Source organism: Pseudomonas sp. RA_15y_Pfl2_54 (assembly GCF_963971015.1).
GTDB classification, from domain to species: domain Bacteria; phylum Pseudomonadota; class Gammaproteobacteria; order Pseudomonadales; family Pseudomonadaceae; genus Aquipseudomonas; species Aquipseudomonas baetica_A.
The window spans coordinates 20,132-35,136 of the sequence record NZ_CAXAPN010000029.1; the positions used below are offsets into that span (position 1 = coordinate 20,132).

Consider the following 15,005-nt stretch of genomic DNA (forward strand, 5'->3'; position numbering starts at 1 on the left):
AATCCGCAGGTCAGTCGGCAAGCCGTCTTGATCGATTTCTGAAGTCTCGAGGGGGCCGCCGGTGTCGGGGCCGCCCTCGAAGGGCTTCTCTCTACAGTCTCAAGGCGAACGCTTAGCGTCGCTTGGCCATCTCGTTGATGAAGCGGTCGAACAGTGGCGCGACATCGTTCGGGCCCGGGCTCGCCTCAGGGTGACCCTGGAAGCTGAACGCGCTTTTGTCGGTGCGCTCGATGCCTTGCAGGGTGCCGTCGAACAGCGATTTGTGAATCGCGCGGACGTTGGCAGGCAGGGTTTCTTCGTCTACCGCAAAACCGTGGTTCTGGCTGGTGATCATCACGACGCCCGTGTCCAGGTCCTGCACCGGGTGGTTGGCACCGTGGTGACCATGGCCCATTTTCAGGGTCTTGGCACCGGAGGCCAGCGCCAGCAACTGGTGACCGAGGCAAATGCCGAATACCGGAGTTTCGGTTTCCAGCACGTCCTTGATCGCCTGGATCGCATAGTCGCACGGCTCCGGATCACCAGGGCCGTTGGACAGGAACACACCGTCCGGCTTCAGAGCCAGTACGTCAGCGGCCGGAGTTTGCGCCGGGACCACGGTAACGCGGCAGCCGCGCTCAACCAGCATGCGCAGAATGTTCAGCTTGACGCCAAAGTCGTAGGCAACGACGTGGTAAGGCAACTCGGAAGCTTCGATGGTCGCGTGGCTGTCGGTTTTCAGATCCCAGACAGTGGAGCGCCATTCGTATTGAGCCTTGGTGCTGACGACTTTCGCCAGATCCATTCCCTTGAGGCCCGGAAAGCCTTGCGCGGCAGCAATGGCGGCTTCTTCAGAGATGTTGTCACCGGCCATGATGCAGCCGTTCTGTGCACCTTTTTCACGCAGGATGCGGGTCAGACGACGGGTGTCGATACCGGCGATCGCCACAACATTGTTGGCTTTCAGGTAATCAGACAGGGACATCGTGTTGCGCCAGTTGCTCGCCACCAGCGGCAAGTCACGGATGACCAGACCAGCGGACCAGACGCGGTCGGACTCGGCGTCTTCGGGCGTGGTGCCGGTGTTGCCGATGTGCGGGTAAGTCAGGGTAACGATCTGTTGGGCGTAGGAAGGATCGGTAAGGATTTCCTGATAGCCGGTCATTGCGGTGTTGAACACCACCTCACCAACGGTTTGACCGTCGGCTCCAATGGCTTCGCCGCGAAAAATGCTGCCATCAGCAAGGGCAAGTATGGCTGGCTTAGTCAAGAAGACCTCCCGTAAATAACGCATGAAAGGGCGATCGCAGGTTGTAAAAAAGCGGAGTGACGTATGGACACGTCACCCCGCTTCTTCACTGAATTATTCTGCTCGCTTTTAGTGGACACACTAAAGCTGTAGCTTACAGAAAAAGGCTTTTTGGGTCCACCGCTAATGAGCCTAAAAGGCCGGAGAATGCGACAGGACGTCGCTCGGCGGAGAAAATCCAGCGCAAACAGGGCGTTTGCGCCGGGTTCAAACGATCAATCAACGCAGGTCGAGCACGTCTTGCATGTCGTACAGGCCCGGTTCGCGACCGTCCAGCCACAACGCCGCACGCACCGCGCCCTTGGCGAACGTCATGCGGCTCGACGCCTTATGGGTGATCTCCAGACGCTCACCCTCACAGGCGAACAGCACCGTGTGATCACCCACCACATCCCCACCACGAACCGTGGCAAAACCGATGGTTTCGCGCTCGCGGGCACCGGTATGGCCTTCACGACCGTAGACCGCAACTTTCTGCAGATCACGATCCAGCGCACCGGCAATCACCTCACCCATGCGCAACGCCGTACCCGACGGCGCATCGATCTTGTGGCGGTGGTGAGCCTCGATGATTTCGATGTCGGCATCATCACCCAACACGCGCGCCGCCATGTCCAGCAGCTTCAGCGACAGATTGACCCCGACGCTGAAGTTGGACGCGAAGACGATAGGAATGTCCTTGCCCGCCTCGACCAGCAATTGCTTTTGCGCCGCATCCAGCCCGGTGGTGCCGATGACCATGGCCTTGCCTGCCTTACGACAGAACGCCAAATTTTTCAGCATCACTTCCGGCAGCGTGAAGTCGATCAATACATCGAATTCATCAGCGACCGCTTCCACATGACCGGAGAGCGGCACGCCAATTCGCCCCAGCGAAGCCAACTCACCGGCATCCACCCCGATCAGCGTGCTGCCAGGACGGACGACAGCGGCAGTCAACCCGGTCAGTGGCGCGCGCTGCTGCACGGCCTCCACCAGAATTTTACCCATGCGCCCGGCGGCGCCCATCACTGCAATACGTCGCATGCCCACTCCTTACAAGTCGCCGAAGAAGCGCTTCACACCGTCAAACCAACCCGTGGTTTTCGGCGAGTGGCTGTTGTCATCGGCCAGGGAGCTGCGGAACTCTTCCAGCAATTCGCGCTGACGACGATTCAGGTTGACCGGCGTCTCGACCGCTACACGGCACATCAAGTCGCCCGCACCACCGCCACGCACAGGAGCCACACCCTTGCCGCGCACGCGGAACTGCTTGCCGGTCTGGGTACCTTCAGGGATTTTCAGTTTGACGCGACCGTCGAGGGTCGGAATTTCCAGCTCGCCGCCCAGCGCTGCATCGACAAAGCTGATCGGCACTTCGCAGAACAGATGTTTGCCGTCACGCTGAAAGATGTCGTGCTCTCGCACGTTGATGACGACATACAGGTCACCAGTCGGACCACCCTGAGTACCCGCCTCGCCTTCGCCAGACAGACGAATGCGGTCGCCAGTATCGACGCCGGCCGGCACTTTGACCGACAGGGTTTTGTACTCTTCAACGCGGCCGTCACCGTGGCAGGAGTCGCACGGATCGGAAATGATCTTGCCCTGGCCATGGCAACGCGGGCAGGTCTGCTGCACCGAGAAGAAGCCCTGCTGCATGCGCACCTGACCAATGCCGCCACACGTCGGGCAAGTCGAAGGTGACGAGCCTTTTTTGGCACCCGAACCATCGCACGGCTTGCAATTGACCAGTGTCGGAACGCGGATATTCACGGTTGTGCCGCGCACCGCTTCTTCCAGATTCAGTTCCAGGGTGTAGCGCAAGTCGCTGCCACGCTGAGCGCCGCCACGGGAACCACCGCGACCGCCACCGAAGAAGTCACTGAAGACATCGCCAAAGATGTCGGAGAAGTTCTGACCACCGAAACCGGCACCGCCTCCCCCCATGCTTGGGTCGACACCGGCATGACCATACTGGTCGAACGCCGCGCGCTTGCTCGAGTCGGACAATACTTCGTAGGCCTCATTAGCCTCTTTGAACAGCTCTTCCGATGCTTTGTCATCGGGATTACGGTCCGGGTGATGCTTCATCGCCAAACGGCGATAGGCCTTTTTCAGGTCTGCGTCGCTCGCGCCACGCTCAACACCCAACACCTCGTAATAGTCACGCTTTGCCATAAGTCTTTGCACTCTTAAGGACGTTCGGCAAACCCCTCCTGAGCCTCGCCAAACTCGTTGAGCCCCAATACAGGCCCGGACCCAACTCACGTCAATTCAACGATCCTGGTCTGTGATTCATGCGGTACTTTCGACGTGAAAAGCAGGAGCATTTTCAGCCATACCGCCAGCATCCGAACGCTGTCGCATGCTGTAAAAATTCGCGTATTCCAGATACACCAACGCGGGAGCAAGCTCCCGCGCGGCGACATCCTACCAGTCACCGCCGAAAGGCAGTCAACCGGCCGACCAACAACTTACTTGTGGTCTTTGACTTCTTCGAACTCTGCATCGACCACGTCTTCAGGTTTCTCAGCCGATTCGCCTTGCGGGGCTGCACCATCAGCTGGCTGAGCCTGGTCGGCGTACATCTTCTGAGCAACCGGAGCGGAGAGTTTCGACAGCTCTTCAACCCTGGCTTCGATGGCAGCCTTGTCGTCGCCTTTAACAGCGGCTTCCAGAGCGACCACAGCGGCTTCGATCGCAGTCTTCTCTTCGGCGCTGACCTTGTCGCCAGCTTCGGAGACCATTTTGCGAGTCGAGTGAACCAGTGCATCACCTTGGTTACGGGCGACGGCCAGTTCTTCGAACTTGCGATCTTCGTCAGCGTTCGCTTCGGCGTCACGCACCATGCGCTCGATTTCTTCGTCGGACAGACCGGAGTTGGCCTTGATCACGATCGACTGAGTCTTGCCGGTGGCCTTGTCTTTCGCACCAACGTGCAGGATGCCGTTGGCATCGATGTCGAAAGTCACTTCAATCTGCGGCACGCCACGTGGAGCGGGTGGAATGTCGGCCAGGTCGAACTTGCCCAGGGATTTGTTTTGTGTGGCTTGCTTACGCTCACCTTGCAGAACATGAATGGTCACAGCGCCCTGGTTGTCGTCGGCAGTCGAGAACACTTGCGATTTCTTGGTAGGAATCGTGGTGTTTTTCTCGATCAGCGCGGTCATCACGCCACCCATGGTTTCGATACCCAGGGTCAGCGGGCTGACGTCGAGCAGCAGAACGTCTTTCACGTCGCCAGCCAGAACAGCGCCCTGAATCGCAGCACCCATGGCAACCGCTTCGTCCGGGTTAACGTCTTTACGTGCTTCTTTACCGAAGAAATCGGTTACCAGCTTCTGTACCAGCGGCATACGAGTCTGACCGCCGACCAGGATCACGTCGTTGATCGCGCCAACGTCCAGACCAGCGTCTTTCATGGCGATGCGGCAAGGTTCGATGGTGCGCTGAACCAGGTCTTCAACCAGAGCTTCGAGCTTGGCACGCGATATCTTGACGTTCAGGTGCTTAGGACCGGTGGCGTCTGCAGTGATGTACGGCAGGTTCACGTCGGTCGACTGAGCGGACGACAGCTCGATCTTGGCTTTCTCAGCGGCTTCTTTCAGGCGCTGCATGGCCAGCGGATCACCTTTGAGGTTCATGCCGCTTTCTTTCTTGAATTCGTCCACGAGGTAGTCGATCAGACGAATGTCGAAGTCTTCACCGCCCAGGAACGTGTCACCGTTGGTGGCCAACACTTCGAACTGGTGCTCGCCGTCAACTTCAGCGATCTCGATCACCGAAACGTCGAAAGTACCGCCACCCAGGTCGTAAACGATCACGGTGTGATCGCCCTTGGCCTTGTCCATACCGTAAGCCAGAGCGGCGGCGGTTGGTTCGTTGATGATACGTTTTACGTCCAGACCGGCGATGCGGCCGGCGTCTTTGGTCGCCTGACGCTGGCTGTCGTTGAAGTAAGCCGGAACGGTGATTACCGCCTCAGTCACTGGCTCGCCGAGGTAATCTTCGGCGGTCTTCTTCATTTTCTTCAGAATTTCAGCCGAGATTTGTGGCGGGGCCATTTTCTGGCCGTTTACTTCAACCCAAGCGTCGTTGTTGTCAGCCTTGACGATCTTGTAAGGGACCATCTGAATGTCTTTCTGCACAACTTCTTCGTCGAAACGACGACCGATCAGACGCTTTACGGCGTACAGAGTGTTGTGCGGGTTGGTAACAGCCTGACGCTTGGCCGACTGACCTACCAGAATTTCGCCATCGTTGGCGTAAGCGATGATCGACGGCGTGGTACGCGCGCCTTCAGCGTTTTCAATAACTTTTGCTTTGCCGTTTTCCAGCACGGAGACGCAGGAGTTGGTAGTCCCCAGGTCGATACCGATAATTTTGCCCATGTTAACTCTCCCGAAACTTTGGATTTGGATGCCGCAGCAGTGGTGGCTAACTGCGGTAGCACTTAAACGCTTGACTTCTAAATGGGGGCCTTGCGGCTAATTTCAAGCCTGCTCATCAATAGAAGGCGAAACTGGCGCAGGCGCCTTGCTGACCACGACCATGGCCGGGCGCAACAAGCGGCCGTTGAGCTGGTAGCCCTTCTGGAACACCTTCAGAACGCTGTTCGGCTCTACGTCGGCGCTTTCCTGCATGGCCATCGCCTGATGGTGAACGGCATTGAACGGTTCGCCATGCGGATCGATCGCTTCAAGCTGATAACGCTTGAGGGTGTCGTGGAACATTTTCAGCGTCAGCTCGATCCCCTCGCGCATCGGACGAATACTTTCGTCGTCCGGGTTCGACAGCTCGAGGCCGCGCTCCAGGCTGTCGACAATCGGCAACAGATCGCTGGCGAATTTTTCCAGCGCAAACTTGTGCGCTTTCTCGACGTCTTGCTCGGCACGACGACGGACGTTCTGCAGATCAGCGGCAACACGCAGAGACTGATCCTGCGCGGCGGCCAGTTGCTCTTCGAGCACTTGTACACGGGTCGCCAGGTCGTCACCCGAACCCTCGGGCGTTGGATTGGCTTCTGGGTTTTGCTTATCTACTGTCTGTTCGTCAGCCATAGAATTCTCCTTTCAATATCGTCCGCGAGTTCGACTCGCGCTTCTGTCCCGATATATGGGGCCGCAAAATCAGGCTTCAAGGGGCTTCAATGATTAACCCTACAAAAAAGTGCCGCTTTCTCATTCCTCAATGCACTAAGAAATTTTTCCGTTCAAGCGAATCGAGCTAAGAGGGGGCATTGTCAGCCCGAAACAAAACACTGTATAAATAACCAGACCTAAAGCCTGGGAGCGGCCTTTATGCTGGTGCACCTGTCTGTACACAACTACGCCATCGTTGAACATCTCGATCTCGAACTCGATCGCGGGATGAGCGTGATCACAGGGGAAACCGGCGCAGGCAAATCGATCATGCTCGACGCCCTGGGCCTGACCCTTGGCGATCGCGCCGACAGTGGCGTAGTGCGCCCGGGCGCCGACAAGGCCGATATTCTGGCGACTTTCGACCTGATCGATATCCCCGAAGCCCGCGCCTGGCTAGCCGAACGCGACCTGGACATTGACGGCCCCTGCATCCTGCGCCGGGTCATCACCTGCGAAGGTCGTTCGCGCGGCTATATCAACGGCACGCCCAGCCCGCTGGGTGATCTCAAGGCTCTCGGCGAATTGCTGATCGATATCCATAGCCAGCATGAACACCAGTCCCTGCTGAAAACCGACACCCATCGCCGACTGCTGGACGAATACGCCGGCGCTACCGACCTGGCGCGCCAAGTGCATCTGGCCGCGCAGCGTTGGCGCCAGACACGCCAGGAGCTGGAGCGCCTCTCCAATTCCGGCGACGAACAACGCGCGCGCCATCAACTGCTCAGCTACCAGCTCGAAGAACTGGAAAATCTCGGCCTCGGCGATAACGAACTCGAGCAGTTGGAACAGGAACACAAAAACCTGACCAACGCCGAAACCTTGCTGGGTATTTGTCGACAAGTGGTCGAGCAATGCAGCGAAAGTGATTCCGGCAACGTGCTGAATGCGCTGACCGCCAGCCTCAATCGCTTATCGAGTGTGAACAATTCGGTCGGCGCACTGGGCGAAGCAAGCAGCTTGCTGACCAGCGCGCAGATCCAGGTTGAAGAAGCCGTTGGTGAACTCAATCGCTTCCTTGATAACTTCGATGCCGACCCGGCTCGCCTGCAATATCTGGAAGAGCGACTGGATGCCATTTACACGCTGGCGCGCAAGCACAGGATTCAACCAACCGAAGTCAGTGAAATGCAGCAGAAACTGCTGGATGAAATCGAAACGCTCAATGCCAACGACGAATCCATCGAGCGCTTGAGCGAAGAGCTAGCCTCCTATGCTCGCCATTATCAGGAGAAGGCCCGCGAGCTGAGTGATTTGCGCCATCAGGCCGCCGGCAGCCTCGCCAGCGCGGTAGAGCAGGAAATTCAACGCCTGGGCATGCCGGGCGGGCGGTTCACCATTGAGTTGCGCGCCAATAGCAGCGAAGAACTTCTGCCCAACGGGCTGGAGCAAGTCGAACTGCTGGTCAGCGCCAACCCCGGCCAACCCCTGAAGGCACTGGCGAAAGTGGCGTCCGGAGGCGAACTGTCACGTATCAGCTTGGCAATTCAAGTGATTACCGCGCAAACCTCCCGCGTACCCACACTGGTATTCGACGAGGTGGACGTAGGCATTGGCGGTCCGACCGCTGAAATTGTCGGCCAATTGCTTCGCCGTCTGGGTGAACGCGGACAGGTTCTGACAGTGACGCACTTGCCACAAGTGGCGGCGCAAGGTCACCAACACCTGTTTGTACACAAGGTACGGGGCGAACAGGCAACCCATACTGCTGTCTCCAAGCTGAGCAAGAACGACCGAATAGAAGAAGTGGCACGCATGCTGGGCGGCATCGACCTGACCAAGGAATCCTTGGCGCATGCGAAAAAGATGGTCGTCACCGCCAAAGTTTAAAGATGACACAAAGCACGAAGGCGACCCTTGGGTCGCCTTCGCTCGTTTCGCGAACCTGAAATTCGCGCGACATGCTTACTTTTTCTTGCGTACGTACAGCACCAGGTTGTGATCCACCAACTCGACACCGTGCTCCTCGGCAATTGCATTCTGGAGTTTTTCGATTTCCACGCTGATGAACTCGACGACTTCACCGGTTTCAACGTTAACCATATGGTCGTGGTGCCCACCGTCGGCCAATTCGAATACCGCGTGGCCACCGTCGAAGTTGTGACGGACCACGAGACCAGCCGCTTCAAACTGGGTCAGAACACGGTAAACCGTGGCCAGACCGACGTCCTCGCCAGCTTCCATCAACGCCTTGTAGACGTCCTCGGCACTCATGTGACGCTGCTCGGTAGAGTCGAGCATTTGCAGGATCTTGACCCGTGGCAGGGTCACTTTCAGACCGGCTTTGCGTAGTTCGCTATTTTCAACCATGGTTAGCTTTCTCGCGATGCTGCTTCGCAGCTTCTCTTAATGCGGGTATGATCGGCGTTTACGTTGTCCCAGCCAAGATAGTGGAAGTCGCCCACCGATGCAAAACACCAAGCTCTTGCTAACCAGTTTCACCTTTGTGGGACTGCTCGCACTCGCCGGTTGTTCATTCCCCGGGGTTTACAAAATCGACATCCAGCAGGGCAATGTCGTCACGCAGGACATGATAGACCAGTTACGCCCGGGAATGACCCGGCCGCAAGTACGGTTTATCATGGGTAACCCCCTGCTTACCGACACGTTCCATGCCAATCGCTGGGATTATCTGTACAGCCTGCAACCGGGTGGCGGTGAACGCCAACAGGAACGCATCAGCGTTATTTTTAACTCAAACGACCAGCTTGTCAGCCTGTCTGGTGACTTCATGCCGGGCGTAAGCCGTGACGAAGCCATTCTCGGCAAGGACAGTGGCACTACTGTGACCGCTCCTGCTGAAAACGCCGAGAAGCCAAAACCGGAAAAACCGGTCAAGCCAGGTTCCATGCTGGATCAGATCCAGAAGGAAGTCGATGGTGTAGAAACCGTTCCGGTTCCGACACCAGAGCCGCTGGACACCTCGCCGCAATAATTGGCGAGGCAATAAAAAACCCGGGAATTCCGGGTTTTTTATTGCCTGCAGATTGGCTTGCTTACTGATTTCGAGCTTTGGCTTCAGCTGCTTTAGCCGCACGCAAACGCCGAACCTCTTTGGGGTCGGCGAGCAGCGGCCGGTAAATCTCGATTCGATCCCCCGCCTGAACCAGCCTTGCATCCGGATCAGAAACCACTTTGCCAAAAATCCCCAGAGGACACTCAGACAGATTCAACTCGGGAAACTCGATAGCGATACCCGAGGCAAACACCGCCGATCGCACGGTCGCCCCCTCAACCAAGCTGACCGTACGCAGCACCTGACGATCAACGGCCGCAAATACGACCTCTATCTCGATCATCGATTCAACCATGCATCTGCTTGGCACGCTGGCAGAACGCATCCACCAGGGTATTCGCAGCCTGATTGAACAGCGGCCCCAGCGTGGCGCGCACTAGCGGCCCCGCGTAGTCGAAGGACAGATCCAAACTGATCTTGCAGGCCTTCTCGTTCAACACCTTGAACACCCATACGCCGTGCAACTGATTGAAAGGGCCCTCTTCGAGATTCATTTCGATCGATTGCCCAGGTACCAGCGTGTTGCGCGTCACGAAATGCTGACTGAGGCCACCCTTGGCCACGCCCACGCTGGCACGCATATGCTCGGGCGAGCTTTCCAGCACTTCAGCCGACGAGCACCACGGTAAAAACTCCGGATAACGCGCCACGTCGTTGACCAGGTCGTAAAGAAATTGCGCCGGGTACGGCAGCAGCGCCGATCGTTGAATATGTGTCGTCATGTAAGCGTCACTTCCAGAGCTGGGTGGCAAACACTACAAGAATGCCGATGGGCGCCACATAGCGCATCAAGAACAAAGACAGGGCAAACAGCGCCGGGTTACGAGTCGACAACTCGTCACGCACCGCATCACGCCCCATCACCCACCCGGCAAACAGCACGAAACACAACCCACCCAGCGGCAACATGATCCGCGAGGTGAAGAAATCGATCACACCGAAGAAATCAAGGCCACTCTGCGCGCCCCATTGGTAGAGATGGAACATCCCGCCTTCGCTCACGAAAAACTTGGCTTCCTTCCAGATATTGAAGGAGAACACCGTGCCCAAACCGACGAACCAGCAGGTGAATGCCAGCCAGAATGTCACCCAGGCACGCCTGACTTTCGTGCGTTCCACCAGGTAGGCAACCATGGGCTCAAGTAACGAAATTGCCGAACTCCAAGCCGCAACCGCCACCAGAACAAAGAACACAACGCCCATCAACTGACCGAAAGCCACATTACCAAAAGCGAATGGCAGACTGACGAACATCAGGCCTGGCCCCTCGCTAGGGTTCAGTCCGCCGGCGAACACAATAGGAAACAAGGCCAGACCGGCCACCAGCGAAACAAACGTGTCGAGCAATGCCACGCCGACAACCGTGCCGGACAATGACGCACTCTTGGGCATGTAGGCGCCGTAGATCATGATCGAGCCAACGCCCACGCTCAAAGAGAAGAACGCGTGGCCCATGGCGGGCAGCAAACCGTCGAGGACTTTTTCCGGGTGAAAGTCGAACATGAAATGCACGCCTTCCATGAAATGCCCAGTGGTCATGCTGTACCCCAGCAGCACCAGAATCATCACGAACAGCAGCGGCATCATGATCCGCAGGCTGCGCTCAAGCCCTGCAACCACGCCCTTGGCGATGACGAGCGCGGACAGCAGCATAAAAATCGTGTGCCAAAGTGTCAGACGCCAAGGATCGGCAATGACATTGCCAAAATAGGCACCGACCTGATCAGCCGTAGCACCCTGAAAGTCGCCGCGTCCCATGTCGATGATGTAATCCAGCGACCAGCCACCGACCACACTGTAGAAAGACAGAATCAGCAATGCCGTGATCATCCCGGCAAACGCCCCCCACGACCACTTGGGCGAGTGCCCAGCCTCAAGCGCCAGCACCTTCAGGGCATTCGCCGGACTTTGCCGGGCGCGCCGGCCTATCAGGGTTTCAGCGAGCATGACAGGGATGCCGATCAGTGCGATGCACACCAGAAACATCAACACGAACGCGCCGCCGCCGTACATCCCGACCATGTAGGGGAATTTCCAGATACTACCCAGTCCCACGGCCGAACCGGTCGCGGCGAGTATGAATACCCAGCGGCTAGCCCAACTGCCGTGGACAGAAACCTTGTCTGTCGACATCGTTTATCACGCCCAAGCGTTAGAAAAAGAGGCCGCATTGTCCGGCATTCACTCAACCTGCTCAAGCACGCAGCATCACCGTAGCCGACGGCCATTTATCTCCATATAATGCCGCCCCTATGGCTAAACAGAAGAAACACCCAACAGGGACCATCGCGCAGAACAAAAAAGCGCGACACGATTACTTCATCGAGCATAAGTTCGAGGCCGGTCTGGTCCTGGCCGGCTGGGAAGTAAAAAGTCTGCGGGCAAGCAAGCTGCAACTGGTCGACAGTTATGTGCTGCTCAAGGATGGCGAGGCGTGGCTGCTCGGCAGTCACATCACGCCTCTGATGACCGCCAGCACCCACGTCATCGCTGACCCGGTGCGCACTCGCAAATTGCTGCTCAATCGCCGCGAGCTTGAAAAACTCGCCGCCGCTGTGCAGCAAAAGGGTTACGCCTGCGTATGCCTGTCCTGGTACTGGAGCAAGCACATGGTCAAGTGTGAGATCGCTCTGGGTAAGGGCAAGAAGGAATACGACAAGCGTGACACCGAGCGTGAACGCGATGCAGGTCGTGAGTTGCAGCGTGCCGTGCGCAACAAGGGCAAGGAAGACTGAGTCTTTCTGCCTGAAAAGATCGCAGCCGGCGGCAATTCCTACAGGGAAATACATCTCCCACACGCAGGAACTGCCGCCGGTGCGATCTTTTGCTTTTAAAAAAGCTACTTCCCCTTTCGCCGCTCCGCTCGCGCCATGCGCTGAACCTCTTGCCGCACCTCTTCCAGCACTTCCTGCACATACAGAATGTGTCGGCTGGAAACTTCCCGCGCCTGCTCCGCGCGCCCCTCAATAATCGCCAGATACAATTCCCGATGCTGAGTGATCAGCATGTCGCGGGTTTCCGTGCGCTGCTTGTACATGCCGCCAATATTAGTCACGACGTTGCGCTTGAGCAGATCGAACAGCCCGCGAATGGTGTGCAGCAACACGGCGTTGTGACTGGCCTCGGCAATCGCCAGGTGAAATTTCGCGTCCGCAGCGCCCTCCTCCGCACGACTGATTTCGTCGTGTCGCGAATAGCAGTCCTGCAGCTCATCGAACGCAGCGGTCAATCGTTCACGATCAACGTCGGTAGCACGTAATGCAGCGTAATAGGCACACGATGCCTCCAGAGTGTGGCGAAATTCCAGCAGATCGCGCTGCGCCTCAGGGTTGCTTTCAAGCAATTGCAACAGCGGATCGCTGAACGTTGAACCCAGACTCTCAACCACATAGTTGCCGCCGCCCTGGCGACTGACCAGCAGACCTTTGGCCGCCAGTTTCTGAATCGCCTCGCGCAGCGACGGGCGGGATACGCCAAATTGTTCGGCCAGCGTGCGCTCCGCCGGAAGCCGTTCACCGGACTTCAACGTGCCCTCGAGAATCATCCCCTCAAGTCGCTCGACAATATCGTCAGACAAACGGCGCTGACGTATCTGATCAAACCCCATAACTCATTTCTCCACGACCCCGACCGATCGCCGGGCTCTCTATTCTGGCCTATCGGCGCCTTGCCGACACCTATCAGACGACATTGGCCCGAACCGGATCAGATGCGATCTGCACCGCTTGTTCGACAAAAGTTTCAGGGCGACAAATTGACACACCGATATAAAGGCTTTTACCCTAGCCAACAGCGATTGTAAATTGGTCTTACCAATTATCCAAGAACGCTGACAGTGCCTGACCAACAACAATTAGGGGCCACCCCATATGCAAACCTGGCAACAGCTCTACAGCCCGCTCGGCAGTCTCGGCGTGTCCGCACTCGCGGCCGTCATTCCCATCGTTTTCTTTTTCCTCGCCTTGGCGGTATTCCGCCTCAAAGGTCATATAGCCGGCAGCATCACGCTCGCCCTGTCGATTGCCGTGGCGATCTTCGCGTTCCAGATGCCGGTCGACATGGCCTTCGCCGCTGCCGGGTATGGCTTCGCCTACGGTCTATGGCCGATTGCCTGGATCATTGTCGCGGCGGTATTCCTCTACAAACTGACCGTCAAAAGTGGTCAGTTCGAGGTTATTCGCAGCTCGGTGCTGTCGATCACTGACGACCAGCGCTTGCAGGTGCTGCTGATCGGTTTCTGCTTCGGTGCATTCCTCGAAGGGGCCGCCGGTTTCGGCGCGCCGGTGGCGATTACCGCCGCCCTCCTCGTCGGACTGGGTTTCAACCCGCTGTATGCCGCAGGTTTGTGCCTGATCGCCAACACAGCCCCCGTCGCGTTCGGCGCACTGGGGATTCCGATCATCGTGGCCGGCCAGGTCACGGGGATCGACGCATTCAAGATCGGCGCCATGGCCGGTCGCCAACTGCCATTGCTGTCGTTATTTGTACCGTTCTGGCTGGTGTTCATGATGGATGGCCTGCGCGGCGTCCGTGAGACCTGGCCAGCTGCGCTGGTTGCGGGCTTGAGCTTTGCCGTCACCCAGTACTTCACCTCCAACTTCATTGGCCCGGAACTGCCGGACATCACGTCGGCCCTGGTCAGCCTGATTTCCCTGACCTTGTTCCTGAAAGTCTGGCAGCCGAAACGCAGCGCCGACGCGCAAATCGCCGGCGCCACGTCGAGCGCAACCATCACCGCCAGCGTCGGCGGTTTCGGCCAGAAGCGCACCACCGTACCTTCGCCCTACAGCCTGGGGGAAATATTCAAAGCCTGGTCGCCGTTCCTGATCCTCACCGTGCTGGTGACCATCTGGACCCTCAAGCCATTCAAGGCGATGTTCGCCGCCGGCGGCTCGATGTACAGCTGGGTATTCAACTTCGCAATTGCGCACCTCGATCAACTGGTGATCAAAACCGCACCGATCGTGGCAACGCCCACGGCGATTGCGGCGGTGTTCAAATTCGACCCGATTTCCGCGACCGGCACGGCGATCTTCTTCTCCGCACTGATCTCGATGCTGGTACTTAAGATCAACGTTAAAACTGGTCTTACCACTTTTAAAGAGACACTGTTCGAGCTGCGCTGGCCCATTCTGTCGATTGGCATGGTGTTGGCGTTTGCTTTCGTCACCAATTACTCCGGCATGTCTTCCACCATGGCGCTGGTATTGGCCGCGACCGGCGCTGCATTCCCGTTCTTCTCGCCGTTCCTCGGCTGGCTTGGTGTGTTCCTCACCGGCTCCGATACCTCGTCCAACGCCCTGTTCAGCTCGTTGCAGGCCACCACCGCCCACCAGATCGGTGTCAGCGATGTGTTGCTGGTAGCCGCAAACACCAGCGGCGGCGTGACCGGCAAGATGATCTCGCCACAATCGATCGCCGTGGCCTGCGCCGCGACGGGCCTGGTGGGCAAGGAGTCGGATCTGTTCCGCTTCACCCTCAAGCACAGCCTATTCTTTGCAACGATTGTCGGCCTGATCACTTTGGCTCAGGCCTACTGGTTCACTGGCATGCTGGTGCACTAAAACCGGCAAGA

The 15,005-nt window shown here is 57.7% G+C and carries 14 protein-coding genes; 4 read left to right on the top strand and 10 right to left on the bottom strand.

Annotated features, from left to right (window positions below; genetic code table 11):
* Positions 1–112: 112 nt before the first annotated feature.
* The 5 genes from carA to grpE form a co-directional block, all read right to left on the bottom strand.
* Entirely contained in the window at positions 113–1,249 is a 1,137-nt protein-coding gene (gene carA, locus AACY50_RS20190; protein WP_339431691.1) for a glutamine-hydrolyzing carbamoyl-phosphate synthase small subunit, read from the bottom strand.
* A 258-nt stretch (positions 1,250–1,507) separates the two neighbouring features.
* Positions 1,508–2,314, bottom strand: coding sequence for a 4-hydroxy-tetrahydrodipicolinate reductase (gene dapB / locus AACY50_RS20195; RefSeq protein WP_339431690.1), 807 nt, complete (start codon positions 2,312–2,314; stop codon positions 1,508–1,510).
* Between the two features lie 9 nt (positions 2,315–2,323).
* Positions 2,324–3,448 (bottom strand): molecular chaperone DnaJ, encoded by a 1,125-nt coding sequence (gene dnaJ / locus AACY50_RS20200; protein ID WP_221730603.1) that lies wholly within the window; start codon positions 3,446–3,448, stop codon positions 2,324–2,326.
* Between the two features lie 296 nt (positions 3,449–3,744).
* Entirely contained in the window at positions 3,745–5,661 is a 1,917-nt protein-coding gene (dnaK, locus tag AACY50_RS20205) for a molecular chaperone DnaK (protein WP_339431689.1), read from the bottom strand.
* 102 nt (positions 5,662–5,763) lie between these two features.
* A complete protein-coding gene (gene grpE, locus AACY50_RS20210) occupies positions 5,764–6,330 on the bottom strand; it encodes a nucleotide exchange factor GrpE (RefSeq protein ID WP_339494049.1) in 567 nt (188 codons plus the stop codon).
* 240 nt (positions 6,331–6,570) lie between these two features.
* Here grpE and recN point away from each other — a divergent pair, with 240 nt between their 5' ends.
* Positions 6,571–8,244, top strand: coding sequence for a DNA repair protein RecN (gene recN / locus AACY50_RS20215; RefSeq protein ID WP_339539051.1), 1,674 nt, complete (start codon positions 6,571–6,573; stop codon positions 8,242–8,244).
* A 75-nt stretch (positions 8,245–8,319) separates the two neighbouring features.
* Here recN and fur read toward each other — a convergent pair whose 3' ends face one another.
* The gene (fur, locus tag AACY50_RS20220; protein ID WP_339431686.1) at positions 8,320–8,724 is read right to left on the bottom strand and encodes a ferric iron uptake transcriptional regulator; all 405 of its coding nucleotides are present in this window, start codon (positions 8,722–8,724) and stop codon (positions 8,320–8,322) included.
* 97 nt (positions 8,725–8,821) lie between these two features.
* Between fur and AACY50_RS20225 the strand changes: the two genes are divergently transcribed.
* On the top strand, positions 8,822–9,349 hold the full coding sequence (locus AACY50_RS20225; protein WP_339431685.1) for an outer membrane protein assembly factor BamE: 528 nt from the start codon (positions 8,822–8,824) through the stop codon (positions 9,347–9,349).
* Positions 9,350–9,410: 61 nt separating this feature from the next.
* Here the strand turns inward: AACY50_RS20225 and AACY50_RS20230 are convergent, their stop codons facing one another.
* From AACY50_RS20230 to AACY50_RS20240, 3 genes are read right to left on the bottom strand one after another with little or no spacing between them, the layout of a single operon-like run.
* The gene (locus tag AACY50_RS20230; RefSeq protein WP_339507709.1) at positions 9,411–9,725 is read right to left on the bottom strand and encodes an RnfH family protein; all 315 of its coding nucleotides are present in this window, start codon (positions 9,723–9,725) and stop codon (positions 9,411–9,413) included.
* The gene (locus AACY50_RS20235; protein WP_016986510.1) at positions 9,718–10,152 is read right to left on the bottom strand and encodes a type II toxin-antitoxin system RatA family toxin; all 435 of its coding nucleotides are present in this window, start codon (positions 10,150–10,152) and stop codon (positions 9,718–9,720) included. Before AACY50_RS20235 ends, AACY50_RS20230 begins: the two co-directional genes overlap by 8 nt.
* Positions 10,153–10,159: 7 nt before the next feature.
* Positions 10,160–11,563, bottom strand: coding sequence for a sodium-dependent transporter (locus AACY50_RS20240; protein WP_339431683.1), 1,404 nt, complete (start codon positions 11,561–11,563; stop codon positions 10,160–10,162).
* A gap of 119 nt (positions 11,564–11,682) precedes the next feature.
* On the opposite strand from AACY50_RS20240, the gene smpB reads away from it, so the two are divergent.
* Complete coding sequence (smpB, locus tag AACY50_RS20245) at positions 11,683–12,165, top strand: SsrA-binding protein SmpB (RefSeq protein ID WP_007915208.1); 483 nt, start codon at positions 11,683–11,685, stop codon at positions 12,163–12,165.
* Between the two features lie 104 nt (positions 12,166–12,269).
* Here the strand turns inward: smpB and AACY50_RS20250 are convergent, their stop codons facing one another.
* A complete protein-coding gene (locus tag AACY50_RS20250; protein WP_339431682.1) occupies positions 12,270–13,037 on the bottom strand; it encodes an FCD domain-containing protein in 768 nt (255 codons plus the stop codon).
* Positions 13,038–13,299: 262 nt separating this feature from the next.
* Between AACY50_RS20250 and AACY50_RS20255 the strand changes: the two genes are divergently transcribed.
* A complete protein-coding gene (locus AACY50_RS20255; protein ID WP_339431681.1) occupies positions 13,300–14,994 on the top strand; it encodes a lactate permease LctP family transporter in 1,695 nt (564 codons plus the stop codon).
* Positions 14,995–15,005: the final 11 nt, after the last annotated feature.